Raw genomic sequence first — 26,137 nt, 5'->3', positions numbered from 1 at the left:
TAAAGGAGAGGACAATGGTTGCGGTAAGAAGTGCACATATCAATAAGGCTGGTGAATTTGATCCGGACAAATGGATCGCAAGTCTGGGGATTGCCAGCCAGAAGTCGTGTGAGTGCTTAGCCGAAACCTGGGCGTATTGTCTGCAGCAGACGCAGGGGCATCCGGATGCCAGTTTGCTGTTGTGGCGTGGTGTCGAGATGGTGGAGATCCTCTCGACATTAAGTATGGACATTGACACGCTGCGGGCGGCGCTACTGTTCCCTCTGGCCGATGCCAACGTAGTCAGCGAAGACGTACTGCGCGAGAGCGTCGGTAAGTCGGTCGTTAATCTTATTCACGGTGTGCGCGATATGGCGGCAATCCGCCAGCTGAAAGCGACGCACACTGATTCTGTTTCCTCCGAACAGGTCGATAACGTTCGCCGGATGTTATTGGCGATGGTCGATGATTTCCGCTGCGTGGTCATCAAACTGGCGGAGCGTATTGCTCATCTGCGCGAAGTAAAAGATGCGCCAGAAGATGAACGCGTACTTGCAGCAAAAGAGTGCACCAATATCTACGCGCCGCTGGCGAACCGTCTCGGGATCGGGCAACTGAAATGGGAACTGGAAGATTACTGCTTCCGTTATCTCCACCCGACTGAATACAAGCGCATCGCCAAATTGCTGCATGAACGCCGTCTCGACCGCGAACACTATATCGAAGAGTTTGTCGGTCATCTGCGCGCTGAGATGAAAGCTGAAGGCGTTAAAGCTGAGGTGTATGGTCGTCCGAAACACATCTACAGCATCTGGCGCAAAATGCAGAAAAAGAACCTCGCCTTCGATGAGCTGTTTGATGTCCGTGCAGTACGTATTGTTGCCGAGCGTTTACAAGACTGCTACGCCGCGCTGGGGATAGTGCACACTCACTATCGCCACTTGCCGGATGAATTTGATGATTACGTCGCAAATCCGAAACCAAACGGCTATCAGTCTATTCATACTGTGGTACTGGGGCCGGGTGGCAAAACCGTTGAGATCCAAATCCGCACCAAACAGATGCATGAAGATGCAGAGCTGGGTGTCGCTGCGCACTGGAAATACAAAGAAGGTGCGGCTGCTGGCGGGGCGCGTTCGGGACATGAAGACCGGATTGCCTGGCTGCGTAAACTGATTGCGTGGCAGGAAGAGATGGCTGATTCCGGCGAAATGCTCGACGAAGTACGCAGCCAGGTCTTTGACGACCGGGTATACGTCTTTACGCCGAAAGGTGATGTCGTTGATTTGCCTGCGGGATCAACGCCGCTGGACTTCGCTTACCACATCCACAGTGATGTCGGACACCGCTGCATCGGGGCAAAAATTGGCGGGCGCATTGTGCCGTTCACCTACCAGCTGCAAATGGGCGACCAGATTGAAATTATCACCCAGAAACAGCCCAATCCCAGCCGTGACTGGTTAAACCCAAACCTGGGCTATGTCACAACCAGCCGTGGGCGTTCGAAAATTCATGCCTGGTTCCGTAAACAGGATCGTGACAAAAACATTCTGGCTGGACGACAAATCCTTGATGACGAGCTGGAACATCTGGGGATCAGCCTGAAAGAAGCAGAAAAACACCTGCTGCCGCGTTACAACTTCAATGATGTCGACGAGTTGCTGGCGGCGATTGGTGGCGGGGATATCCGGCTCAATCAGATGGTGAATTTCCTGCAATCGCAATTTAATAAGCCGAGTGCCGAAGAGCAGGACGCCGCCGCGCTGAAGCAGCTTCAGCAAAAAAGCCATGCCCCGCAAAACCGCAGTAAAGATAACGGGCGCGTGGTAGTAGAAGGTGTCGGCAATCTGATGCACCACATCGCGCGCTGCTGTCAGCCGATTCCTGGTGATGAAATTGTTGGTTTCATTACTCAGGGACGCGGTATTTCTGTGCACCGCGCCGATTGTGAACAACTGGTGGAGCTACGCTCCCATGCGCCAGAACGCATTGTTGATGCAGTATGGGGCGAGAGCTACTCCGCCGGATATTCGCTGGTGGTCCGCGTGCTGGCTAATGATCGTAGTGGGTTGTTGCGTGATATCACGACCATTCTCGCCAACGAGAAGGTGAACGTGCTTGGCGTTGCCAGCCGTAGCGATACCAAACAGCAACTGGCAACCATCGATATGACCATTGAGATTTATAACCTGCAGGTGCTGGGCCGCGTGCTGGGTAAACTCAATCAGGTGCCGGATGTTATCGACGCGCGTCGACTGCACGGGAGTTAGGCCGAAATTTGCTCGTATCTACAATGTAGATTGATATATACTGTATCTACATATGATAGCGGTTTGAGGAAAGGGTTATGATCCACAGTAGCGTAAAGCGTTGGGGAAATTCTCCTGCAGTGCGGATCCCGGCTACGTTAATGCAGGCGCTCAATCTGAATATTGATGATGAAGTGAAGATTGACCTGGTGGATGGCAAATTAATTATTGAGCCAGTGCGTAAAGAGCCCGTATTTACGCTTGCTGAACTGGTCAACGACATCACGCCGGAAAACCTCCACGAGAATATCGACTGGGGGGAGCCGAAAGATAAGGAAGTCTGGTAATGGTAAGCCGATACGTACCCGATATGGGCGATCTGATTTGGGTTGATTTTGACCCGACAAAAGGTAGCGAGCAAGCCGGACATCGTCCGGCTGTTGTCCTGAGTCCGTTCATGTATAACAACAAAACAGGTATGTGTCTGTGTGTTCCTTGTACAACACAATCAAAAGGATATCCGTTCGAAGTTGTTTTATCCGGTCAGGAACGTGATGGCGTAGCGTTAGCTGATCAGGTAAAAAGTATCGTCTGGCGGGCAAGAGGAGCAACGAAGAAAGGAACGGTTACCCCAGAGGAATTACAACTCATTAAAGCCAAAATTAACGTGCTGATTGGGTAAGTGTTACTAACTCACTTCTATTCTGGTCACAGGCTTCCACCTGACAGACCCGCAATTTTCAGGACATTCCAATGAATCAAATCGACCGTTTACTCACTATCATGCAGCGCCTGCGCGATCCGGAAAACGGCTGCCCGTGGGATAAGGAGCAGACATTTGCTTCTATTGCGCCTTATACCCTTGAAGAAACCTACGAAGTGCTGGACTCCATTGCCCGCGAAGACTTTGACGATCTGCGCGGTGAACTGGGCGATCTGTTGTTCCAGGTGGTGTTTTACGCGCAAATGGCCCAGGAAGAAGGGCGCTTTGACTTTAATGATATTTGTGCTGCGATCAGCGATAAATTAGAGCGTCGCCATCCGCATGTTTTTGCTGATAGTTCTGCCGAAAACAGCAGTGAAGTTCTCGCCCGTTGGGAGCAGATCAAAACCGAAGAACGCGCGCAGAAAGCACAGCATTCGGCGCTGGACGATATTCCTCGCAGTTTGCCGGCTTTAATGCGCGCACAAAAAATCCAGAAACGTTGTGCCAACGTTGGCTTCGACTGGACGACGCTTGGCCCGGTGGTTGATAAAGTCTACGAAGAGATCGACGAGGTGATGTACGAGGCGCGGCAGGCTGTTGTCGACCAGGCTAAACTGGAGGAGGAAATGGGCGACCTGCTGTTTGCCACGGTTAATCTGGCTCGCCATTTAGGGACGAAAGCAGAAATCGCATTGCAAAAAGCGAACGAAAAATTCGAGCGTCGTTTTCGCGAAGTGGAGCGTATTGTTGCCGCGCGTGGACTGGAAATGACAGGTGTTGACCTCGAAACAATGGAAGAAGTCTGGCAACAGGTAAAACGGCAGGAAATTGATCTCTAAGGGAATTACGCGGTCAAGCGCCATTTGTGTCATTTTTTAAATGACAAGCGCTTGATTTGCGTCAAAAACATTTACCCCAAAGGGGCTATTTTCTCACTCCTGATTTCAATGGTGCGCTGGCGAAGAGGAGGGATAATGAAAGTTTGTGGCACAGGTCATGTTCGGGTATACTGCTTTCCCGTCCTGGTTATTCCATCGTCTTTTCAACCTAACTTCTCAGGTTCAGCATGACAACGAACTATATTTTTGTGACCGGCGGGGTCGTATCCTCTCTGGGTAAAGGCATTGCCGCAGCCTCCCTCGCAGCCATTCTTGAAGCCCGTGGCCTCAATGTGACTATCATGAAACTGGATCCGTACATCAACGTCGATCCAGGTACTATGAGCCCAATCCAACACGGGGAAGTGTTCGTTACTGAAGACGGCGCTGAAACCGACCTGGACCTGGGTCACTACGAGCGTTTCATTCGTACCAAAATGAGCCGCCGCAACAACTTCACCACGGGTCGTATCTACTCAGACGTTCTGCGTAAAGAACGCCGCGGTGACTACCTCGGCGCAACCGTACAGGTTATTCCACACATCACTAACGCTATCAAAGAACGCGTTCTTGCAGGTGGCGAAGGCCACGACGTGGTTCTGGTCGAAATCGGCGGTACCGTAGGTGACATCGAATCCCTGCCGTTCCTCGAAGCGATTCGCCAGTTGGCTGTTGAAATTGGCCGTGAGCACACTCTGTTTATGCACCTGACGCTGGTGCCGTACATGGCAGCGTCTGGTGAAGTCAAAACCAAACCGACCCAGCACTCTGTAAAAGAGCTGCTCTCCATCGGTATCCAGCCTGACATCCTGATTTGTCGTTCAGATCGCGCTGTACCGGCGAACGAACGTGCGAAGATTGCATTGTTCTGTAATGTTCCGGAAAAAGCGGTTATTTCTCTGAAAGACGTCGATTCCATCTATAAAATTCCGGGCCTGTTGAAATCTCAGGGGCTGGACGATTATATTTGTAAACGATTCAGCTTAAACTGCCCGGAAGCGAATCTGTCCGAATGGGAACAGGTTATCTTCGAAGAAGCGAATCCGGTGAGTGAAGTCACCATCGGTATGGTCGGTAAGTACATTGAACTGCCGGACGCTTACAAATCAGTGATTGAAGCACTGAAACACGGCGGGCTGAAAAATCGTGTCAGCGTCAACATCAAACTGATCGATTCACAAGATGTTGAAACGCGCGGTGTTGAAATCCTTAAAGGTCTGGACGCGATCCTCGTACCTGGCGGTTTCGGCTATCGTGGCGTAGAAGGCATGATTACTACCGCGCGCTTTGCGCGTGAGAACAATATTCCTTATCTGGGCATTTGCCTGGGTATGCAGGTGGCGTTAATTGATTACGCTCGCCATGTTGCCAACATGGAGAACGCCAACTCTACGGAATTTGTGCCAGACTGTAAGTACCCGGTTGTGGCGCTGATAACCGAGTGGCGCGATGAAAACGGCAACGTTGAAGTTCGTAGCGAGAAGAGCGATCTCGGTGGCACCATGCGTCTTGGCGCACAGCAGTGCCAGCTGGTTGACAATAGCCTGGTTCGCCAGCTGTACAATGCGCCGACAATTGTTGAGCGTCATCGTCACCGCTACGAAGTCAACAACATGCTGCTGAAACAGATTGAAGATGCAGGTCTGCGCGTTGCGGGCCGTTCCGGGGATGATCAGTTGGTCGAGATCATCGAAGTTCCGAATCACCCGTGGTTCGTGGCTTGTCAGTTCCATCCGGAGTTTACTTCTACTCCACGTGATGGCCACCCGCTGTTTGCTGGCTTTGTAAAAGCCGCCAGCGAGTTCCAGAAACGTCAGGCGAAGTAAGTAAAAAAGTTAGAACGGCAACGCGTACCCTGGGTACGCGTTGTTTGTCTGGAGTTTCAGTTTAACTAGTGACTTGAGGAAAACCTAATGTCCAAAATCGTAAAAATCATCGGTCGTGAAATCATCGACTCCCGTGGTAACCCGACTGTTGAAGCCGAAGTACATCTGGAGGGTGGTTTCGTCGGTATGGCAGCTGCTCCATCAGGTGCTTCTACTGGTTCCCGTGAAGCTCTGGAACTGCGCGATGGCGACAAATCCCGTTTCCTGGGCAAAGGCGTAACCAAAGCTGTTGCTGCGGTTAACGGCCCGATCGCTCAGGCGCTGATTGGCAAAGATGCCAAAGATCAGGCTGGTATTGACAAGATCATGATCGACCTGGACGGCACCGAAAACAAATCTAACTTCGGCGCAAACGCAATCCTGGCTGTGTCTCTGGCTAACGCCAAAGCTGCTGCAGCTGCTAAAGGTATGCCGCTGTACGAGCACATCGCTGAACTGAACGGTACTCCGGGCAAATACTCCATGCCGGTTCCGATGATGAACATCATCAACGGTGGTGAGCACGCTGACAACAACGTTGATATCCAGGAATTCATGATTCAGCCGGTTGGCGCGAAAACTGTGAAAGAAGCCATCCGCATGGGTTCTGAAGTTTTCCATCACCTGGCAAAAGTTCTGAAAGCGAAAGGCATGAACACTGCAGTTGGTGACGAAGGTGGCTATGCGCCGAACCTGGGTTCCAACGCTGAAGCTCTGGCTGTTATCGCTGAAGCTGTTAAAGCTGCTGGCTATGAACTGGGCAAAGACATCACTCTGGCGATGGACTGCGCAGCTTCTGAATTCTACAAAGACGGTAAATACGTTCTGGCTGGCGAAGGCAACAAAGCTTTCACCTCTGAAGAATTCACTCACTTCCTGGAAGAACTGACCAAACAGTACCCGATCGTTTCTATCGAAGACGGTCTGGACGAATCTGACTGGGACGGTTTCGCATACCAGACCAAAGTTCTGGGCGACAAAATCCAGCTGGTTGGTGACGACCTGTTCGTAACCAACACCAAGATCCTGAAAGAAGGTATCGAAAAAGGCATCGCTAACTCCATCCTGATCAAATTCAACCAGATCGGTTCTCTGACCGAAACTCTGGCTGCAATCAAGATGGCGAAAGACGCTGGCTACACTGCAGTTATCTCTCACCGTTCTGGCGAAACTGAAGACGCTACCATCGCTGACCTGGCTGTTGGTACTGCTGCAGGCCAGATCAAAACTGGTTCTATGAGCCGTTCTGACCGTGTTGCTAAATACAACCAGCTGATTCGTATCGAAGAAGCTCTGGGCGAAAAAGCACCGTACAACGGTCGTAAAGAGATCAAAGGCCAGGCATAAGTCTGACTTTATCTGATTTAAAAATGCCAGCCTTCGGGCTGGCATTTTTTATGGTCGAGTTACCAGCGGCCTGAGGAACCACCGCCTCCAGAAGAACCGCCACCTCCGCTAAATCCGCCGCCGCCGCTAAACCCACCACCACTTGAGCCGCCACCGGAAGAGGATGACGAAGAACCTTTTCTTGAAGCTCTTTCTTTACCGAGTTTCTTATATCTGGCGCGTAGTTTTTTACTAACGATAAGCCAAAAGATAAGCAGCACTACGATCGCAAAAGGCGTTAACATGCCGCAGGCAACGATTAAATTCGTCCATGGTCCTGGCTCTGCAACATAGAGGAATACCATCCCGTAAATTGCGCCAGTGAGTGCTATCCAGGGGAGATTTGACGGATCGGTAAAAACAATAAAATATGAAAGCACCGCCAGTAATATAATTACAGCAAGCGATAATGGAATAGGGGGATTGATACTGTAGTAATTCCCCCTGTTTTCCGGTAATTCACCATTCAACAGAAGCGCGCCAATATTTTCGCTTGCCAGTGTTAACCCACCCATAAGGTCATCACTTTTGAAGGCAGGGATTAATATATCACGGATAATCTTCGCCGCTTGCAGGTCGGTAACCACCCCTTCCAGCCCGTAGCCCACTTCAATGCGAACTTTACGATCTTCCCAGACGACCAGGATCAGAATACCATCGTCACGCCGCTCATCCCCCAGTTTCCAGCTATCAAAAACGCGAGTTGCATATTGTTCAATGGTATCGTCCCCGGTGGATGGCACAATTAATACGGCGACCTGGGCTCGTGTTTTTTGTGTAATATCCTGCAGCTGCTGTGTCAGTGATTGTTGTTCAGACGAGCTTAACGTACCAGTAATATCGGTCACCTGGTGGCGCAGCTCCGGCACAGCAATTTGCTGGGCAAGCACCGGAAGGCACCACAAAGCGAGTAAAATAAAGATTAAGCGCATTACGATCACCAGCGCCCGGAAGCGCCACCGCCACCAGACGAACCGCCGCCACCGCTGAAATTGTCATTGTCGAAAGACGATGAAGAGGAAGATGACGACGATGATGAAGAATGCCAGGAGGCCGAGTTGCTTCTTTCGTAACGAGACGGTCGGTTGGCACTACGCATTGAAGCACGCACCTTTCTGCCGAAAGGTGTGAAAGCGATAGCTACGACCAGGAACGGTGTGGCGAAACATAATAATGTGGCAAGAACTCCCCAGCTCCCGCTATATCCAGCGATGGGAAGTACAAAGGCCAATATTATGGCAGCAAAGCAAATTACTCCCAGCGTTTTGACATATCCTCTGGCAGAAATAAACGTCAGTACTATCGCCCAGACTAACAAAGCCCACCAACCGCTAAAGGGCAAAGGGTGATCGGGCGATGTGTTATTGACTAAATCATTTCCTGATAGTCGGGTTTCAATATCACTGATACCCTGTTGCAAGCCGCCAGTAAGGTCGCCTTTTTTAAACGCTGGAATAATACTGTTGCGAATAATTTGCCCGGACTGTGCATCAGTAAGAATACCCTCAAGCCCGTAACCGATTTCAATATGAACTGTATGATCTTGCCAGGCAACTACCAGTAAAATACCGTCATCACGACCTTTATGGCCGGGCTGCCAACTCTCGAACACACGTGTTGCATATTGCTCGATGGTTTCTTCGCCTGTGGTTTCAACCACCAATACCACAAGCTGCGTCTGTTCTTTTTGCGTCAGGGCTTTAATCTGGCTGGTCAGCGTACTTACTTCCCCTCTGGTTAATGTCCCTGTTAAATCATTCATATATTTAGGTAATTCAGGTACTGGAACTTGCACTGCAAACGCAGATGAACAGACCAGAACAAGAAGTAAGATAAAATTTTTCATATAATTAACTCGCCTAATGAGCATTAGCATTCTGGCTAAAATCTATTGTTGGGGCTTTGCTTACTGCGGCGACATCATCCGGCAAATAATTTTTCTTTGGTGTGTAATCCATGACCTTTGCGGTTAACACTGCGGGAAATTTGCGGATAGTGACATTATATTGTTCAATGGCTTTAATATATCTTCCTCGCGCGACAGCAATTCGATTTTCGCTTCCTTCGAGTTGTACCATTAAATTTTGATAGAGTTCCTGAGCCTTTAATTCTGGATAACGTTCACTAATAATCGTTAACTGCCCGAGAGTGCGAGTTACCTGCGCCTGAGCTTGTTGCCAGGCTTGTAATTTTTGCTCATCTCCCGGAGCTTGCTGAAGATCGCTGCTGGCACGATTAGCTTGACTACGAGCTAACGTAACGGCCTCCAGTACCTCTTTTTCATGGCTGGAATAACCTTTAATGCTGGCGACAAGATTAGGAATAAGATCTGCACGGCGTTGATACTGATTCAATACTTCTGACCAGGAGGCATTGACCTGTTCATCATAGGTTTGAATATCGTTATAACCGCAACCTGATAAATTGAAAATAAATATAAATACGATGAATATTCTAAACATGTTTAAATCCCTTTTATTTAATTCCTTAAAACATAATACGCCGCTTCATTTTATTCTTAATGATCTGATTCACTTTTTACCTTAAACCCGCCTGTAACAGAATGTTAATAAAGCATGAATATTGCGGCAGGATCTGCAATAATTAACAATTATCCACTTCTCAGAGAATGCTATGCAGTACCCGATTAACGAGATGTTCCAGACCCTGCAAGGTGAGGGTTACTTTACCGGCGTCCCCGCCATTTTTATTCGTTTACAGGGATGCCCGGTCGGCTGTGCCTGGTGCGACACCAAACACACATGGGAAAAGCTTGAGGATCGGGAAGTTTCCCTTTTCAGCATTCTGGGTAAAACGAAAGAGAGTGATAAGTGGGGAGCAGCAAGCAGTGAAGACTTACTCGCAGTCATCGGTCGTCAGGGATACACCGCGCGTCACGTGGTGATTACCGGTGGTGAGCCTTGCATTCATGACTTGCTGCCGCTTACTGACCTGCTCGAAAAGAACGGTTTTAGCTGCCAGATTGAAACCAGCGGCACTCATGAAGTGCGTTGTACGCCGAATACCTGGGTCACCGTGTCGCCAAAACTGAATATGCGTGGCGGTTATGAAGTATTGTCGCAAGCCCTGGAGCGAGCTAACGAAATCAAACACCCAGTTGGACGCGTACGGGATATCGAAGCACTGGATGAATTGCTGGCGACGCTGACCGATGATAAACCGCGAATCATTGCACTTCAGCCAATTAGCCAGAAGGAAGATGCTACGCGTTTGTGCATTGAAACTTGCATTGCGCGTAACTGGCGTTTGTCGATGCAAACACATAAATATTTAAATATTGCCTGATTAAACATTTATAAGCGTTGTAAATGGGTGGGGTTTGTAAAGTCTCCCACTCATTTATATTTTTTGTCGCCTCTGAACACTCATCCATTTTGCCCATTCCGGGCTAATCATTGTCATTCTCTACAAATTCTGTGGCGTTAATTTTTCACTGGAGTGAAAATTATTACGTCGGAGTTTGGTAGATTTTAGTTTGTATAGAGTTATTTTATATATTTATCTTTTCAATCAATGGATTAAGTGCTCTTTAACATAATGGATATGTTGTTTGTGTGATCCTGTAAAGTTGGTATATTGTGACTGGCTTAAAAAATCATTAATTAATAATAGGTTATGTTTAGAGAGTTCCCCGCGCCAGCGGGGATAAACCGTTTGGCGACTGTTTTAGCCGCAGAACCTGCCGGAGTTCCCCGCGCCAGCGGGGATAAACCGAGGTTAAAGACGTGATGCCGGACGGCACTGGTGAGTTCCCCGCGCCAGCGGGGATAAACCGAATATCAAGGAAGTCATGAAGACTTCGACTATGAGCTCCCCGCGTCAGTCGGGGATAACCATTCAGGTATGTTCAGGCCGGGCAGTTTCCCGCCCGGTCTTCCTCATTTACGCATTCGACCAGCTCTGGATTGAATCCGCATTCCCCAGCTCACCATGCATCACTTCATACGATTTTTTCAGGATCACATCAGTATGTTTGGTTAAATCTTTGAAAATACCTTTATTCATCGCATCGTAGCGTTTGGCATTGCTCTCAATCGGCATAAAGACATCTTTCACGCGAACCATTTTGTCGACAGCCGTTGCGTAATCTGGATACAGACCAAGCCCTACAGCCGTGTTGATCGCCGCCCCCAGGCTTGCACAACCGTTAATGGCATTACGGCGCGCCGAAAGATTGAATACATCGGCAAAAATCTGCATAAACAGATCGCTGTTCGAACCACCGCCAGTAATGATCACATGCTTCGCAAAGTGATTCATTTCATTACACATATTGTCGTAATTGTTCTTCAGCGTTAGCGCCACGCTTTCCAGTATCGAGCGATATATCCATGCGTAATCCATGCTGGAATCAAAGCCGATCATAATCCCGCGTTTGTACGGTTCCCACGGATTGGTCAGCCAGTCCAGCACTGTCATCAGACCATTACAGCCAGGTGGCACACAAGAAGCTTTTTTGTTGAGCAAATCTTCCGGTGAAAGATCTTGTGCTTTGGCATCCTGAATTAACGACTCGCCTAACATGTCGCGCAGCCAGCTCACCGTCCACATGCCTTTTCGGATACCGTAACCTTCATAAAGCAACGTTTGCGGAATAGAAGACATAATCGGCCAGTACGCAACCGGATCTTTCGGCAGTGCTTTACCGTTCATCATCAATGCGATGTAAGTGCCAAGAGAAATTACTGCCGTTTCATCATCCAGTAACCCGGCTCCCAGAGCTTCTACCGGTTTATCGCTGGTGGTACAAACTACGGACAGCCCAGCCGGGAAATGCGTTGCCAGCGCGGCTTGAGGTGTGATATGCCCAAGAACAGTGCCTGGCATTTGCACATCAAAAAGCATCTGGCGGGGGATATTAAACTTCTCCATTACCGCAGCATCTTCACTCCATGCCCAGCTCTTATAATCCACCGGCCACTGACCAAAATAGTTGGCGATATTATCTTTTAATTCCCCCGTTAAACGGTGCGTCAGATAACCCGAAAAAGAGGTGACATATGCCACGTCAGGATTCGTATGTTCGTAAGGGCGTGTAACGCGTGCATCCTGCCAGCTAATCAACGGAGCAGCAGGCGTGCCATCGGCTTTTAGTAACGCACGACAGCAACGGATTGATCCCAGGCCGATGCCAACAATATCTTCTTTATTCCCGGCAAACTGGCTCATTAAATCGTGACCGGCAAAACATAATGATGCCCATAAATCGTCGTCAGGATGTTCTGCGGTATCGGCATCCGGCGTGTGCATCGGCTGTAATAAGCCTTTACCTTCGCAAACTACATTACCTTCCAGATCGTACATCACTACTTTTGTGCTCTGACTTCCGCCATCAATCCCTATGATGTATTTCTTCGACATGATTTTTCTCCTGTAATTTTTCTGGCTTACTTGCTGTTAGCCGTTGCGGGGGCGATATCAGCAGTACGAATTTTTTGGAACAGCAAAAAGGTAAAGACGATCACCATGCCGAGGGCCGCCATGCCCATCAGCCACATGTTGCGGTAGGCTTCTGCAGCGGGCAGGGTGTCCTGCCAGTGACCGATAATCGGGTAAACGAAGACATCCGGCAGGAATCCAATCACCGAACAAATACCTACCGTGGTACCCATAATGTAAGACGGTGTTCTCGCTTCGCCGGGGCAGGCCCAGTACAGCCCGCGTGAGGCGTAACAGGTGAATCCCAGTAGTAAAATCAGGCCAATCCCCATCGCGACCGATTGCGGGTTAGAGTTGGTAACGAGTAGGGCAGTCAGTGCCAGCAGGCCGATGATGGAAAGGATTTGGATCACGCGGGTAGGGGATTTCACTTTGCTGTAGGTGGTGATGATGCCGCCAAGTGGACCACACAGTGCGCGGAAGATTTTGTTGATCACAATCCCCATGTAGCTCGCCGCCACCAGCGACATGCCGTACATCTCGGTCAGATAGTTGGTGGAGTAACTCAGAATGGCGTAGATGGTGAAGACGCCAAAAATCACCATGCTGCAATACCAGGTGGTGCTGATGCGCAAAACGGCCAGGATGTCGCTAAGCTGGAATGACTGTTTTTCTTCGTTATTGGCACTGCACAGGTTGTTGTTATCGCTAACAAAAAACCAGCACAGAATCCCCAATAAGATGTAAACCACACTGTAGATAATAATGACCGTTTTCAGGCTGGCGCTGTCATCCGGTGCAAAGCGAGAAAAGACCCACATGGTAAACACCGCCAGCGACATTACACCGACGCCGCGCAGCCCTTCCATCCAGCCCATAATTTTCCCTTGCTCGCTATGATCGCCCAGCAATGAGGCGGCTTTAATCGACACTGACCACAGCATTAAAATAGTGGTTATGGCAAAGGCGACCTGAATACAGAGCATTACCCAGAGTGGTGGATAGGTTGCCATTATCAGGCCCAGCAACCCGGTAATGATCATCGCGGAAGTAATCATTTTGCGGTGTGAAAATTTATCGGCAATAACGCCGCTGGGGGCATAAAGAATAATGGCCGCAATACCAAATGTACTCATTATTAAACCTATCTCGGTATTGCTGAATCCCATAAATTTCGCCATGGGAATTTGATAAATATAACGTAAATAAGCCAGATCAAAACTTACGCCGCCGCTAAAACTAATTATCGCGAGGGTTATCCAACGGCGATATGAGTTGTGTTGCATATCGTATTCCCATTTGTAATAGACAAAAAAAAGAGAAAAGTAAGCCGCCCTTTCAGGTGGATTACTTTTCTCAGCTCTCTAGTAATTGCAATAAGAAATAACATGGAAAGAAAAGGTGTTGTGTGAGAGTAATCACGCTTCTGCTTTTTAAAACTATTTGATAATACGAACAGCACTCTGTGATTACGATCACATTAGCAGTTATGCCCTTATGCTAAAAATTATCTCCAGTTACCAGAGATAATGAGAAAGGTAACTTCCCTCTCGCGGGGGAAGTTACCTTTCTTTTTTTTTGCCTTACGGAAATTGGAGCTAACTATGTCAATCGAATCTCTCAATGCGTTCTCAATGGATTTTTTCTCCCTGAAAGGTAAAACAGCAATTGTTACCGGCGGGAATAGCGGTTTAGGTCAGGCATTTGCAATGGCGTTGGCCAAAGCAGGCGCAAATATTTTTATTCCAAGTTTCGTCAAAGATAACGGCGAAACAAAGGAAATGATTGAAAAACAGGGTGTTGAAGTGGACTTCATGCAGGTGGACATCACCGCAGAAGGCGCACCGCAGAAGATTATCGCTGCCTGCTGTGAGCGTTTCGGTACAGTCGATATTCTGGTTAACAATGCCGGTATTTGTAAGCTGAATAAGGTGCTGGACTTCGGTCGTGCCGACTGGGACCCGATGATTGATGTGAACCTGACCGCCGCATTCGAGTTAAGCTATGAAGCAGCAAAAATTATGATTCCGCAGAAAAGCGGTAAAATCATTAATATCTGTTCATTGTTCTCTTACTTAGGTGGACAATGGTCACCTGCATATTCTGCAACTAAACACGCCCTTGCCGGATTCACCAAAGCCTATTGCGATGAATTAGGTCAATATAATATTCAGGTAAATGGTATTGCCCCGGGATATTACGCTACCGATATCACTCTGGCGACCCGTAGTAATCCAGAAACTAACCAGCGCGTTCTTGATCATATTCCGGCAAACCGTTGGGGCGATACTCAGGATTTAATGGGCGCAGCCGTATTCCTCGCAAGTCCGGCTTCAAATTATGTCAACGGACATTTATTAGTGGTTGATGGCGGTTATTTAGTGCGCTAATCCATAACGGTGGTTTCTGTTTTCTCTTATTAATGATTATTCCATTTTTATTACCAGGAAGGAATTACTATGTCTTTATCTCGCGCAGCGATTGTCGACCAGCTAAAGGAAATTGTTGGTGCAGATCGCGTAATTACCGATGAAACAGTATTAAAGAAGAACAGTATTGACCGTTTTCGTAAATTTCCGGATATTCATGGCATTTATACTTTGCCGATTCCGGCAGCGGTCGTAAAACTCGGTTCCACAGAACAAGTCTCCCGTGTGCTGAATTTTATGAATGCGCACAAAATTAACGGTGTGCCGCGTACCGGTGCTTCCGCCACCGAAGGTGGGCTGGAAACCGTTGTAGAAAACTCGGTGGTGCTCGACGGCTCCGCCATGAATCAAATCATTAATATTGATATTGAGAATATGCAGGCCACGGCGCAATGTGGCGTTCCGCTGGAGGTGCTGGAAAACGCGTTGCGTGAAAAGGGTTACACCACAGGGCATTCTCCGCAATCAAAACCGCTGGCGCAGATGGGCGGGCTGGTAGCGACCCGCAGTATCGGGCAGTTCTCCACACTCTACGGCGCAATCGAAGATATGGTCGTTGGTCTGGAAGCAGTATTGGCTGATGGCACCATGACACGCATTAAAAACGTGCCACGTCGCGCGGCTGGGCCGGACATTCGTCACGTCATCATCGGTAACGAAGGTGCACTGTGCTATATCACTGAAGTAACAGTGAAAATCTTTAAATTCACTCCGGAAAACAACCTCTTCTACGGCTATATCCTGGAAGACATGAAAACCGGCTTCAACATCCTGCGTGAAATCATGGTGGAAGGGTATCGCCCGTCGATTGCTCGTTTGTATGACGCTGAAGATGGCACACAGCATTTCACTCATTTTGCCGACGGAAAATGTGTGCTGATCTTTATGGCTGAAGGTAACCCTCGCATTGCGAAGGCGACGGGCGAAGGGATTGCGGAAATCGTTGCCCGCTACCCGCAATGCCAGCGTGTAGACAGCAAACTGATTGAAACCTGGTTTAACAATCTGAACTGGGGACCAGATAAAGTTGCCGCCGAACGTGTGCAGATCCTCAAAACCGGCAACATGGGCTTTACCACCGAAGTCTCCGGCTGCTGGAGCTGCATCCACGAAATCTACGAAAGCGTTATTAACCGTATTCGTACCGAGTTCCCGCACGCCGACGACATTACCATGCTGGGCGGTCACTCCTCTCATAGCTACCAGAACGGCACCAACATGTACTTCGTCTACGACTACAACGTCGTTGACTGTAAGCCGGAAGAGGAAATCGACAAGTACCACAATCCGCTCAACAAAATCATCTGCGAAGAAACCATTCGCCTCGGCGGTTCGATGGTGCACCACCACGGCATTGGTAAACATCGCGTTCACTGGAGCAAGCTGGAACACGGCAGCGCATGGGCGTTGCTGGAAGGGCTGAAAAAGCAGTTCGATCCTAACGGCATTATGAATACGGGTACTATCTATCCGATTGAAAAATAATGTGTCAGGCAGCGTCCCTTGATGACGGGGCGTTGCCTTTTCGGCTTCTCAACCGGGAAGCCGTTCTTATTACCGGACAATGAAGGGGTAAAGATGAACACTTCACCGGTGCGAATGGATGATTTACCACTTAACCGTTTTCACTGCCGCATTGCTGCGCTCACTTTCGGTGCGCACCTGACCGACGGTTATGTCCTCGGCGTCATTGGTTACGCCATTATTCAGCTTACTCCAGCCATGCAACTGACGCCGTTTATGGCGGGTATGATTGGCGGCTCGGCGTTACTTGGCCTGTTTATCGGCAGTCTGGTTTTGGGGTGGATCTCCGACCATATTGGGCGACAAAAAATCTTCACCTTCAGTTTTTTGCTGATTACGCTTGCTTCGTTTTTACAATTTTTTGCCACCACGCCAGAGCATCTTATTGGACTGCGCATTTTGATTGGCATTGGTCTGGGAGGCGATTACTCAGTAGGTCATACCTTGCTGGCTGAATTTTCCCCGCGCCGCCATCGCGGTATTTTGCTGGGCGCGTTCAGCGTGGTGTGGACCGTAGGCTATGTGTTGGCAAGTATTGCCGGACATCACTTTATTTCCGAAAACCCGGAAGCCTGGCGCTGGCTGCTGGCATCGGCAGCTCTGCCCGCATTGTTGATTACGTTGTTACGTTGGGGGACGCCGGAATCGCCGCGCTGGCTGCTACGCCAGGGACGTTTTGCAGAAGCTCACGCTATCGTACATCGCTTTTTTGGTCCCCATGTTTTATTGGGCGATGAAGTGGCTACGGCCACCACTAAGCACATCAAAACCTTGTTCTCTTCGCGCTACTGGCGGCGCACGGCGTTTAACAGCGTGTTCTTTGTCTGCCTGGTGATCCCGTGGTTTGTGATTTATACCTGGCTGCCGACCATCGCCCAGACTATTGGTCTGGAAGATGCACTGACTGCCAGCCTGATGCTTAATGCGTTGTTAATTGTTGGCGCGCTGCTGGGATTATTTCTGACGCACCTGATGGCCCATCGCAAATTTTTACTGGGGAGCTTTTTGCTGCTGGCAGCCACACTGATGGTGATGGCCTGTTTGCCTTCCGGCAGTTCGGTAACGCTGCTGCTCTTTGTTCTCTTCAGTACCACCATTTCGGCGGTCAGTAATCTGGTGGGCATTTTACCTGCGGAAAGTTTTCCTACCGACATTCGCTCGTTAGGCGTCGGTTTTGCCACCGCCATGAGTCGGTTGGGCGCGGCGGTAAGTACTGGCCTGCTGCCGTGGATTCTGGCGCAGTGGGGAATGCAAGTTACCTTATTACTCCTGGCGGCAGTGTTGTTAGTGGGTTTTGTCGTGACCTGGCTATGGGCACCAGAAACTAAAGCTCTCCCGCTGGTGGCGGCGGGAAATGTAGGAGGTGCGAATGAACATTCTGTTAGCGTTTAAAGCCGAACCGGATGCCGGAATGCTGGCGGAAAAAGAGTGGCAGGCGGCGGCTCAGGGTAATAGCGGACCGGATGTTTCGCTACTGCGAAGTTTACTCGGTGCTGATGAACAGGCCGCTGCCGCGCTGCTGTTGGCGCAGAGAAAAAATGGCACGCCGATGACTTTAACCGCGTTGAGCATAGGCGATGAACGGGCGTTGCACTGGCTGCGCTATCTCATGGCTCTTGGGTTTGAGAAAGTTGTATTGCTGGAGACGGCGGCAGATCTGCGCTTTGCGCCGGAATTTGTCGCCTGGCATATTGCCGAATGGCAGCGCCAGAATCCGCTGGATCTGCTAATTACCGGCTGCCAAAGCAGCGAAGGACAAAATGGGCAAACGCCATTTTTGCTGGCGGAAATGCTGGGCTGGCCCTGCTTCACCCAGGTGGAGCGTTTCACTCTCGACGCGCCGTTTATCACCCTCGAACAGCGTACTGAACATGGGTTGCGTTGTTGCCGGGTTCGCTTGCCTGCGGTGATTGCCGTGCGCCAGTGTGGTGAAGTGGCCTTGCCAGTACCGGGAATGCGCCAGCGAATGGCTGCGGGGAAAGCAGAAATTATCCGTAAAACTGTTGCTGTCGAATTGCCAGCGATGCAGTGTCTGCATCTGGCAAGAGCAGAGCAACGGCGTGGAGCGACGCTGATTGATGGGCAAACGGTAGCAGAAAAAGCGCAAAAGCTATGGCAGGACTATTTACGCCAAAGGATGCAGCCATGAATATCGCAATTGTGACAATAAATCAGGAGAATGCCGCAATAGCGAGCTGGCTGGCGGCGCAGGATTTCAGCGGTTGTACCCTGGCGCACTGGCAAATAGAACCTCAGCCCGTAGTGGCGGAACAGGTGCTGAATGCGCTGGTGGAACAGTGGCAGCGAACGCCTGCGGACGTTGTTCTCTTTCCGCCGGGAACGTTTGGCGATGAACTGTCGACCCGGCTGGCCTGGCGTTTACATGGTGCAAGCATCTGCCAGGTGACTTCGTTAGAGATTCCAACCGTAAGCGTGCGTAAATCCCACTGGGGAAATGCGCTAACGGCGACGCTGCAAACAGAAAAACGCCCGCTATGCCTTTCGCTGGCACGTCAGGTGGGAGCAGCGAAAAACGCCACGTTGCCCTCTGGTATGCAGCAACTGAACATTGTTCCCGGGGCGCTTCCCGACTGGCTGGTTAGCACAGAGGATCTTAAAAATGTTACCCGCGAACCATTAGCTGAGGCCAGACGAGTACTGGTAGTGGGGCAGGGCGGCGAGGCAGATAGCCATGACATCGCTACACTGGCTGAAAAGCTGGGGGCAGAAGTGGGCTACAGTCGGGCGCGAGTGATGAACGGTGGCTTTGAAGCCGAAAAGGTCATTGGTATTTCCGGGCATTTGTTGGCGCCAGATGTTTGCATTGTGGCGGGCGCATCCGGTGCGGCAGCGTTAATGGCGGGCGTACGTAATAGTAAGTTTGTGGTGGCGATTAATCATGACGCCAGCGCGGCGGTATTTTCGCAGGCAGATGTTGGTGTGGTAGATGACTGGAAAGCCGTGCTGGAGGCACTGGTGACAAACATTCACGCAGATTGCCAATAACGTACAGCCGGATGCGGCGTGGACGGGGGCCAGGCTCGGGACTTGTTGGCCTGATAAGACGCGTTAAGCGTCGCATCAGGCGCTGAATGCCAGATTTGGCGTGCAGCCTACAAATCACACAAATTCAATTCGTTACGATTATCCCGTCAAAGCAATTTTTTCGCTAACGTCCAGACCCCGGTATTCGTGGTGGAAAGCGCCACGACACCCGCGTTAATCGCGTTACGCGCATCTTCTTCATCGCACACCAACCCACCAGCAATCAGCGGTTGGCGGATTTTCTCCGTCACCCAGCCCAGCACTTTGGGCATGCAGCCAGGCAGGATCTCAATACAATCTGGGTTCGATTGCGCAACCTGCTTATCAATGTTGTGAAACGAAATCGAATCGACAATAAACAAGCGATGGATACAGAAAAAACCTTCTGCTCTGGCGGCTTTCAACATTGAGGCTTTGGTACTGATAATACCGTCCGCTTCGGTCACCAGTTTCAGAAACTGAATCACCACTTCTTTGTTCGATGCGCCTTCCAGCAAATCGACATGAATAAAGGCATATTTCCCGGCATTTTTAATCTTTTTGACGATATGACTGATGGTGCAGATATTGCCGTACAACACGGAAATAAACCGGCATTCAGAATCGATTGCCAGTTGCAAGCTGGCATTGTCTTTAACGGCAGCAATCACCGGATTCTGACGGAGCAGGTGTAAGAGGGACATAAATTATCCTTGTTATTTATCCAAAGCGGTAGATGATGCCGAATCCGGAAGGCGGATAGCGCCACTGTTGTAGTGTTTTTTCGTCGCACAGCAAACGGCAGGTTCCGCACTCAAGGCAACCGCGATAATCAACGCGCAAGTCCCCTTCCGGTGTGAGCGCAAAAAGCCCTGCCGGACAGGCGTTAATCAATCGTTCTGCCGTTTGGCGCTCAACGTATTTAGCGGGAACAATATGCGGCGCATCAGCAGCGCGCCAGAAATTACGGGCTACAGACATCGGATACTCCTGATAACATCGCCCGCCAGATGCCACAGGCCATGACGACGTAAATGACGCCAGAGTAACTGGCGCAGCGGCGGAACAGGTTTATCACCCTGATCCCATAAATCACGGGAAATATCCTGCATTAACGCAGGCCACGCCCGATACCAGCCTGGACGTTGCAAAAGCGCCGGAACATGCTGATAACGCCGTAGAACATCCCACAGAAGACTGCGTTCTACGTTGTGATGATAAAGCGGAAACAGATTTTGCGGTTCGCGGTGCTGGCAGGCGCTTATCAGGGTTTGTGCTGCCGCCTGTGCGCCAGTCAATGCCATATCCATACCGCGCACTGAAATTCCGGTATTAACGCAACTGCGCAATGCATCGCCCACCAGCAGCCAGCCGTTACCAGCGTATTGTACCGGCATACTGTGCAGACCACCTTCCGGCACCAGATGCGCGCCATACTCCAGCGATTGCGTGTTTTTGATAAGCGGGCGCACTGCCGGATGCGCTTTAAAGCGAGCCAGCAGCTCGCTTGCCGGAACACGACTTTGCGTAAGGGAAGAGAGTGGGCAAACAATCCCTAACGAGAGCGTTTGTTGATTAGTATAAAGAAATGCGCCGCCGGGTAAGTCATCACAGATCCCGCCGCTGAACAGCAACGCTGCGCCTTCGTTATTCTCCAGATGAAAACGTTCTTCAATAGCGGATGTTTCCAGCGACAGCACTTCTTTGATCCCCAACGCCATCGCTTCGCCAGCAGGACGAGTCACTAACCCGTGATGTTCAGCCAGTCCGCTGTTGGCACCTTCTGCCAGCACCACATAACGGGCGCGGAGAATATCGTCACCACAGATAACGCCACACACTCTGCCGTTTTCTTCATACAGCGCATCTACCGTCGCACCAGGGATACACTCGACACCTTCTTTTTCGGCTTCGGCAACCAGCCACGGATCGAATCGCGCGCGTAACACGCTCCATGACTCGCCGCTGGGCAGTAAGCTGGAAAATGTTGTGGCGCCATCTGGTGTTAATAAAGAAAGGCTTTCGTGGGTGATACGGCGCTCAAGGGGCGCGGTCAGATGAAATTGCGGGAGGAGTTCAGCGAGCGCATGGGTATATAAACGCCCGCCTGAAAGGTTTTTACTGCCGGGAATTTCAGCGCGTTCCAGTAACAGAACGGACAAACCTGCCCGCGCGCAGCGTAAAGCACAAGCGGTGCCTGCTATACCCGCACCAATAATAATAATGTCGCAGTCGTCTTCCATGTCATGCCCCAGATATCCAGAGCGCAACACCCTAACATGGCGTTACTTAAGGGAAATTGACCGCCGACACACTCTTATCATTCGCCGCGATAGATACAGCCCGCAGTGCAGGTTTCTTTCACCATCACCGCACTTAATAGTGGCACAACGGGTTTAACTTGATCCCAAATCCATTTTGCTAAAACTTCGCTGGTCGGGTTTTCCAGACCGGGTATATCATTGAGATAATAGTGGTCGAGGCGATCATAGGTCGGTTTAAACGCCGCTTTCAGTTCAGCGAAATCAATAATCCAGCCCGTATGTGGATCGACTTCCCCTGTAATTTCCAGGCGCACCATAAAAGAATGCCCGTGTAAGCGCCCGCACTTATGTCCCTGTGGGACGTGCGGCAGACGGTGAGCGGCTTCGAAGGTGAAATCTTTAAATAACGTGGTGGACATCATAATTTCTCTACAGGACGATAAAACCGCCGTAGAGTACCGGAAAGCCTGTTTTTTCGCATTACTAAAAACGGGTTTGTTGCGCAAAATGACCGATTTAACTTAATTGCGGTCGATATTTATTTATTTTTCATTGAGTTAATAAATCTATTTTGTTGTTAAAGACTATTGCTAAAACAGGTTAGTCGATTTGGTTATTAGTTATCGCTATCCCGTCTTTAATCCACCCCCTTCGCGCCGTTAACCTTACCTTCTCTTCTGTTTTATGGGCGCTGACAGGGCCGATAAACAGCTTTGCTTACTGGAACATAACGACGCATGACGACACAGGTCCCACCTTCCGCGTTGCTTCCGTTGAACCCGGAGCAACTGGCACGCCTTCAGGCGGCCACGACCGATTTAACGCCCGCCCAGCTTGCCTGGGTTTCTGGCTATTTCTGGGGCGTGCTCAATCAGCAGCCTGCTACGCTTGCAGCGACGCCAGCGCCCGCCGCAGAAATGCCGGGTATTACTATTATCTCCGCTTCGCAAACCGGCAATGCGCGTCGGGTCGCCGAAGCGTTACGCGATGACTTATTAGCGGTAAAACTGAACGTTAAGCTGGTGAACGCGGGCGACTATAAATTCAAACAAATCGCCAGCGAAAAACTGCTTATCGTGGTGACGTCAACACAAGGGGAAGGGGAACCGCCGGAAGAAGCCGTCGCGCTGCATAAGTTTCTGTTCTCCAAAAAAGCGCCGAAGCTGGAAAACACCGCGTTTGCCGTGTTTAGCCTTGGCGATAGCTCTTATAAATTTTTCTGCCAGTCCGGGAAAGATTTCGACAGCAAGCTGGCGGAACTGGGCGGTGAACGCCTGCTCGATCGTGTCAATGCCGACGTTGAATACCAGGCCGCTGCCAGCGAGTGGCGCGCCCGCGTGGTTGATGCGCTTAAATCGCGCGCGCCCGTCGCAGCACCTTCACAATCCGTCGCTACTGGCGCGGTAAATGAAATCCACACCAGCCCGTACAGCAAAGACGCGCCGCTGGTGGCTAGCCTTTCGGTTAACCAGAAAATTACCGGGCGTAACTCTGAAAAAGACGTTCGTCATATCGAAATTGACTTAGGCGACTCTGGCCTGCGTTATCAGCCGGGTGACGCGCTGGGCGTCTGGTATCAGAACGATCCGGCACTGGTGAAAGAACTTGTCGAACTGCTGTGGCTGAAAGGCGATGAACCTGTCACCGTTGAGGGCAAAACCCTGCCGTTGAACGAGGCGCTACAGTGGCACTTCGAACTGACCGTCAACACCGCCAATATCGTTGAGAACTACGCTACCTTAACGCGCAGCGAAACGCTGCTGCCGCTGGTGGGCGATAAAGCGAAGTTGCAGCATTACGCCGCGACCACGCCGATTGTCGACATGGTGCGTTTCTCTCCGGCACAACTGGATGCCGAAGCGCTGATTAATCTGCTGCGCCCGCTGACCCCGCGCCTCTATTCCATCGCCTCCTCGCAGGCGGAAGTCGAGAACGAAGTACACGTCACCGTTGGCGTGGTGCGTTACGACGTGGAAGGCCGCGCCCGTGCCGGTGGTGCTTCTAGTTTCCTCGCGGATCGTGTGGAAGAAGAGGGCGAAGTTCGCGTCTTTATCGAACATAACGACAACTTCCGCCTACCCGCTAACCCGGAAACCCCGGTGATTATGATTGGCCCAGGTACCGGTATTGCGCCGTTCCGCGCCTTTATGCAGCAACGTGCCGCCGACGTAGCGCCGGGTAAAAACTGGCTGTTCTTTGGCAACCCGCACTTTACGGAAGATTTCCTCTACCAGGTGGAGTGGCAGCGCTACGTCAAAGAGGGCGTGCTGACACGTATCGATCTTGCCTGGTCGCGCGATCAAAAAGAAAAAATTTACGTACAAGACAAACTGCGCGAACAGGGCGCGGAGTTGTGGCGCTGGATCAATGACGGTGCCCACATTTATGTCTGTGGCGACGCTAATCGCATGGCGAAAGACGTTGAACAGGCACTTCTGGAAGTGATTGCCGAATTTGGTGGCATGGACACCGAAGCGGCAGATGAATTTTTAAGTGAGCTGCGCGTAGAGCGCCGTTATCAGCGAGATGTCTACTAATGAGCGAAAAACATCCAGGGCCTTTAGTGGTCGAAGGTAAACTGGCAGACGCCGAGCGCATGAAGCTTGAAAGCAACTATCTGCGCGGCACGATTGCTGAAGATTTAAATGACGGCCTGACCGGTGGGTTTAAGGGCGATAACTTCCTGCTGATCCGTTTCCACGGTATGTATCAGCAGGATGACCGTGACATCCGCGCTGAACGTGCTGAGCAGAAGCTGGAACCGCGCCACGCCATGATGCTGCGCTGCCGTTTGCCTGGCGGTGTTATCACCACCAAACAGTGGCAGGCGATCGACAAATTTGCGGTGGAAAACACCATTTACGGTAGCATCCGCCTGACCAACCGTCAGACGTTTCAGTTCCACGGTATTCTGAAAAAGAACGTCAAACCTGCGCACCAGATGCTGCACTCGGTCGGTCTGGATGCGTTAGCCACCGCCAACGACATGAACCGTAACGTGCTGTGCACCTCGAACCCGTTCGAGTCGCAGCTGCATGCGGAAGCCTATGAATGGGCGAAGAAAATCTCTGAACATCTGCTGCCGCGTACTCGAGCTTACGCGGAGATCTGGCTCGATCAGGAAAAAGTCGCCACTACTGATGAAGAGCCGATCCTTGGTCAGACCTACCTGCCGCGTAAGTTTAAAACCACGGTAGTGATCCCGCCGCAGAACGATATCGATCTGCATGCCAACGACATGAACTTCGTGGCGATCGCTGAAAACGGCAAGCTGGTGGGCTTTAACCTGTTGGTGGGCGGTGGGCTTTCCATGGAGCACGGTAACAAGAAAACCTACGCCCGCACGGCGAGCGAGTTTGGCTATCTGCCGCTGGAGCATACGCTGGCGGTGGCGGAAGCCGTCGTGACAACTCAGCGTGACTGGGGTAACCGAACCGATCGTAAAAATGCCAAAACCAAATACACGCTGGAGCGCGTGGGTGTTGAGACGTTTAAAGCGGAAGTGGAACGTCGCGCGGGGATCAAATTTGAACCGATCCGTCCGTATGAGTTTACCGGACGCGGTGATCGTATTGGCTGGGTTAAGGGCATTGATGATAACTGGCATCTGACGCTGTTTATCGAAAATGGTCGCATCCTTGATTATCCTGGGCGTCCGCTGAAAACCGGCTTGCTGGAGATCGCGAAGATCCACAAAGGCGATTTCCGCATTACGGCGAACCAGAATCTGATCATCGCCGGTGTACCGGAAAGCGAGAAAGCGAAGATCGAGAAGATCGCCAAAGAGAGCGGGTTGATGAATGCCGTCACGCCGCAGCGTGAAAACTCAATGGCTTGCGTGTCATTCCCGACTTGCCCGCTGGCGATGGCGGAAGCGGAGCGTTTCCTGCCGTCGTTTATCGATAACATCGATAATTTAATGGCGAAACATGGCATTAGCGATGAGCATATCGTGATGCGTGTAACAGGCTGCCCGAATGGTTGTGGTCGCGCGATGCTGGCGGAAGTGGGTCTGGTGGGTAAAGCGCCGGGTCGCTACAACCTGCATCTTGGCGGCAACCGCATGGGGACACGTATCCCACGGATGTATAAAGAAAACATCTCCGATCCGGAAATCCTGGCGTCGCTTGATGAACTGATAGGGCGCTGGGCGAAAGAGCGTGAAGCGGGTGAAGGCTTCGGCGACTTTACGGTGCGTGCGGGCATCATTCGCCCGGTGCTCGACCCGGCGCGCGATTTGTGGGATTAACCATCAGCCCGGTCTTGTAGGCCTGATAAGACGCGTCAGCGTCGCATCAGGCAAGTTGGCACCTTTTGCCGGATGCGGCGTAAACGCCTTATCCGGCCTACGGTTGAGCCCGGTTTTGTAGGCCTGATAAGACGCGTCAGCGTCGCATCAGGCAAGTTGGCACCTTTGCCGGATGCGGCGTAAA

At 50.7% G+C, this 26,137-nt stretch carries 22 protein-coding genes, 1 pseudogene and 1 CRISPR repeat array; of the genes and pseudogenes, 14 read left to right on the top strand and 9 right to left on the bottom strand.

The window, feature by feature from the left end:
* The first annotated feature begins 14 nt into the window (after positions 1–14).
* The 6 genes from relA to eno all read left to right on the top strand — a co-directional run bounded on the left by relA (position 15) and on the right by eno (position 7,024).
* Positions 15–2,249, top strand: a complete 2,235-nt coding sequence (gene relA / locus FEK46_RS03170; protein ID WP_130207682.1) for a GTP diphosphokinase — start codon at positions 15–17, stop codon at positions 2,247–2,249.
* A 77-nt stretch (positions 2,250–2,326) separates the two neighbouring features.
* A complete protein-coding gene (mazE, locus tag FEK46_RS03165; RefSeq protein WP_000581937.1) occupies positions 2,327–2,575 on the top strand; it encodes a type II toxin-antitoxin system antitoxin MazE in 249 nt (82 codons plus the stop codon).
* Positions 2,575–2,910, top strand: a complete 336-nt coding sequence (gene mazF, locus FEK46_RS03160) for an endoribonuclease MazF (RefSeq protein ID WP_135559270.1) — start codon at positions 2,575–2,577, stop codon at positions 2,908–2,910. Before mazE ends, mazF begins: the two co-directional genes overlap by 1 nt.
* 71 nt (positions 2,911–2,981) lie before the next feature.
* Positions 2,982–3,773, top strand: coding sequence for a nucleoside triphosphate pyrophosphohydrolase (gene mazG, locus FEK46_RS03155; protein ID WP_135559271.1), 792 nt, complete (start codon positions 2,982–2,984; stop codon positions 3,771–3,773).
* A 227-nt stretch (positions 3,774–4,000) separates the two neighbouring features.
* Positions 4,001–5,638 (top strand): CTP synthase (glutamine hydrolyzing), encoded by a 1,638-nt coding sequence (pyrG, locus tag FEK46_RS03150; protein ID WP_130207680.1) that lies wholly within the window; start codon positions 4,001–4,003, stop codon positions 5,636–5,638.
* An 87-nt stretch (positions 5,639–5,725) separates the two neighbouring features.
* The gene (gene eno, locus FEK46_RS03145) at positions 5,726–7,024 is read left to right on the top strand and encodes a phosphopyruvate hydratase (RefSeq protein WP_064528183.1); all 1,299 of its coding nucleotides are present in this window, start codon (positions 5,726–5,728) and stop codon (positions 7,022–7,024) included.
* A gap of 59 nt (positions 7,025–7,083) precedes the next feature.
* On the opposite strand, the gene FEK46_RS03140 is transcribed toward eno, so the two are convergent.
* The 3 genes and pseudogenes from FEK46_RS03140 to FEK46_RS03130 form a co-directional block, all read right to left on the bottom strand.
* Positions 7,084–8,004 carry a YgcG family protein gene (locus tag FEK46_RS03140; protein ID WP_135559272.1) on the bottom strand — a complete coding sequence of 307 codons (921 nt, stop codon included), beginning with the start codon at positions 8,002–8,004 and terminating at the stop codon, positions 7,084–7,086.
* 233 nt (positions 8,005–8,237) lie between these two features.
* Positions 8,238–8,909, bottom strand: a pseudogene (locus FEK46_RS03135) (YgcG family protein); the annotation flags it as partial.
* A gap of 13 nt (positions 8,910–8,922) precedes the next feature.
* On the bottom strand, positions 8,923–9,525 hold the full coding sequence (locus FEK46_RS03130; protein ID WP_130207677.1) for a LemA family protein: 603 nt from the start codon (positions 9,523–9,525) through the stop codon (positions 8,923–8,925).
* Positions 9,526–9,697: 172 nt separating this feature from the next.
* Here FEK46_RS03130 and queE point away from each other — a divergent pair, with 172 nt between their 5' ends.
* On the top strand, positions 9,698–10,369 hold the full coding sequence (gene queE / locus FEK46_RS03125; RefSeq protein ID WP_135407680.1) for a 7-carboxy-7-deazaguanine synthase QueE: 672 nt from the start codon (positions 9,698–9,700) through the stop codon (positions 10,367–10,369).
* Positions 10,370–10,708: 339 nt separating this feature from the next.
* Positions 10,709–10,921: direct repeats of the CRISPR family, unit length 29 nt; unit sequence GAGTTCCCCGCGCCAGCGGGGATAAACCG.
* 45 nt (positions 10,922–10,966) lie between these two features.
* Here queE and FEK46_RS03120 read toward each other — a convergent pair.
* Positions 10,967–12,445, bottom strand: coding sequence for an FGGY-family carbohydrate kinase (locus tag FEK46_RS03120; RefSeq protein ID WP_135559274.1), 1,479 nt, complete (start codon positions 12,443–12,445; stop codon positions 10,967–10,969).
* A 26-nt stretch (positions 12,446–12,471) separates the two neighbouring features.
* Positions 12,472–13,749 carry an MFS transporter gene (locus FEK46_RS03115; RefSeq protein WP_130258101.1) on the bottom strand — a complete coding sequence of 426 codons (1,278 nt, stop codon included), beginning with the start codon at positions 13,747–13,749 and terminating at the stop codon, positions 12,472–12,474.
* Between the two features lie 318 nt (positions 13,750–14,067).
* On the opposite strand from FEK46_RS03115, the gene FEK46_RS03110 reads away from it, so the two are divergent.
* The 5 genes from FEK46_RS03110 (at position 14,068) to FEK46_RS03090 (ending at position 19,422) form a co-directional block, all read left to right on the top strand.
* Positions 14,068–14,853, top strand: coding sequence for an SDR family oxidoreductase (locus FEK46_RS03110; protein WP_000021321.1), 786 nt, complete (start codon positions 14,068–14,070; stop codon positions 14,851–14,853).
* Positions 14,854–14,922: 69 nt separating this feature from the next.
* Positions 14,923–16,377 carry an FAD-binding oxidoreductase gene (locus tag FEK46_RS03105; RefSeq protein WP_135559275.1) on the top strand — a complete coding sequence of 485 codons (1,455 nt, stop codon included), beginning with the start codon at positions 14,923–14,925 and terminating at the stop codon, positions 16,375–16,377.
* Positions 16,378–16,398: 21 nt separating this feature from the next.
* Positions 16,399–17,808 carry an MFS transporter gene (locus FEK46_RS03100; protein ID WP_167852907.1) on the top strand — a complete coding sequence of 470 codons (1,410 nt, stop codon included), beginning with the start codon at positions 16,399–16,401 and terminating at the stop codon, positions 17,806–17,808.
* On the top strand, positions 17,786–18,565 hold the full coding sequence (locus FEK46_RS03095) for an electron transfer flavoprotein subunit beta/FixA family protein (RefSeq protein ID WP_135559277.1): 780 nt from the start codon (positions 17,786–17,788) through the stop codon (positions 18,563–18,565). The genes FEK46_RS03100 and FEK46_RS03095 overlap by 23 nt, the downstream gene beginning before the upstream one ends.
* A complete protein-coding gene (locus FEK46_RS03090; protein ID WP_135559278.1) occupies positions 18,562–19,422 on the top strand; it encodes an electron transfer flavoprotein subunit alpha/FixB family protein in 861 nt (286 codons plus the stop codon). The genes FEK46_RS03095 and FEK46_RS03090 overlap by 4 nt, the downstream gene beginning before the upstream one ends.
* Positions 19,423–19,568: 146 nt before the next feature.
* Here the strand turns inward: FEK46_RS03090 and FEK46_RS03085 are convergent, their stop codons facing one another.
* The 4 genes from FEK46_RS03085 to queD all read right to left on the bottom strand — a co-directional run bounded on the left by FEK46_RS03085 (position 19,569) and on the right by queD (position 22,126).
* Positions 19,569–20,144: a glycerol-3-phosphate responsive antiterminator gene (locus tag FEK46_RS03085; protein WP_130214505.1), complete on the bottom strand. Its 576-nt coding sequence runs from the start codon at positions 20,142–20,144 to the stop codon at positions 19,569–19,571.
* Between the two features lie 16 nt (positions 20,145–20,160).
* Positions 20,161–20,421: a ferredoxin family protein gene (locus FEK46_RS03080; RefSeq protein WP_135559279.1), complete on the bottom strand. Its 261-nt coding sequence runs from the start codon at positions 20,419–20,421 to the stop codon at positions 20,161–20,163.
* On the bottom strand, positions 20,412–21,683 hold the full coding sequence (locus FEK46_RS03075; RefSeq protein WP_135559280.1) for an FAD-dependent oxidoreductase: 1,272 nt from the start codon (positions 21,681–21,683) through the stop codon (positions 20,412–20,414). The genes FEK46_RS03080 and FEK46_RS03075 overlap by 10 nt, the downstream gene beginning before the upstream one ends.
* Before the next feature lie 77 nt (positions 21,684–21,760).
* On the bottom strand, positions 21,761–22,126 hold the full coding sequence (gene queD / locus FEK46_RS03070; RefSeq protein ID WP_016159619.1) for a 6-carboxytetrahydropterin synthase QueD: 366 nt from the start codon (positions 22,124–22,126) through the stop codon (positions 21,761–21,763).
* 315 nt (positions 22,127–22,441) lie between these two features.
* On the opposite strand from queD, the gene cysJ reads away from it, so the two are divergent.
* A complete protein-coding gene (gene cysJ, locus FEK46_RS03065) occupies positions 22,442–24,241 on the top strand; it encodes an NADPH-dependent assimilatory sulfite reductase flavoprotein subunit (RefSeq protein ID WP_135559281.1) in 1,800 nt (599 codons plus the stop codon).
* Positions 24,241–25,953 (top strand): assimilatory sulfite reductase (NADPH) hemoprotein subunit, encoded by a 1,713-nt coding sequence (gene cysI / locus FEK46_RS03060; RefSeq protein ID WP_135559282.1) that lies wholly within the window; start codon positions 24,241–24,243, stop codon positions 25,951–25,953. The genes cysJ and cysI overlap by 1 nt, the downstream gene beginning before the upstream one ends.
* Positions 25,954–26,137 lie beyond the last annotated feature (184 nt).

The sequence above is a fragment of the Escherichia sp. E4736 genome (genome assembly GCF_005781225.1).
Taxonomy (GTDB): Bacteria; Pseudomonadota; Gammaproteobacteria; order Enterobacterales; family Enterobacteriaceae; genus Escherichia.
Note: the sequence above shows the minus strand (reverse complement) of the source record. Positions and strands in the feature narration are given on the sequence as shown.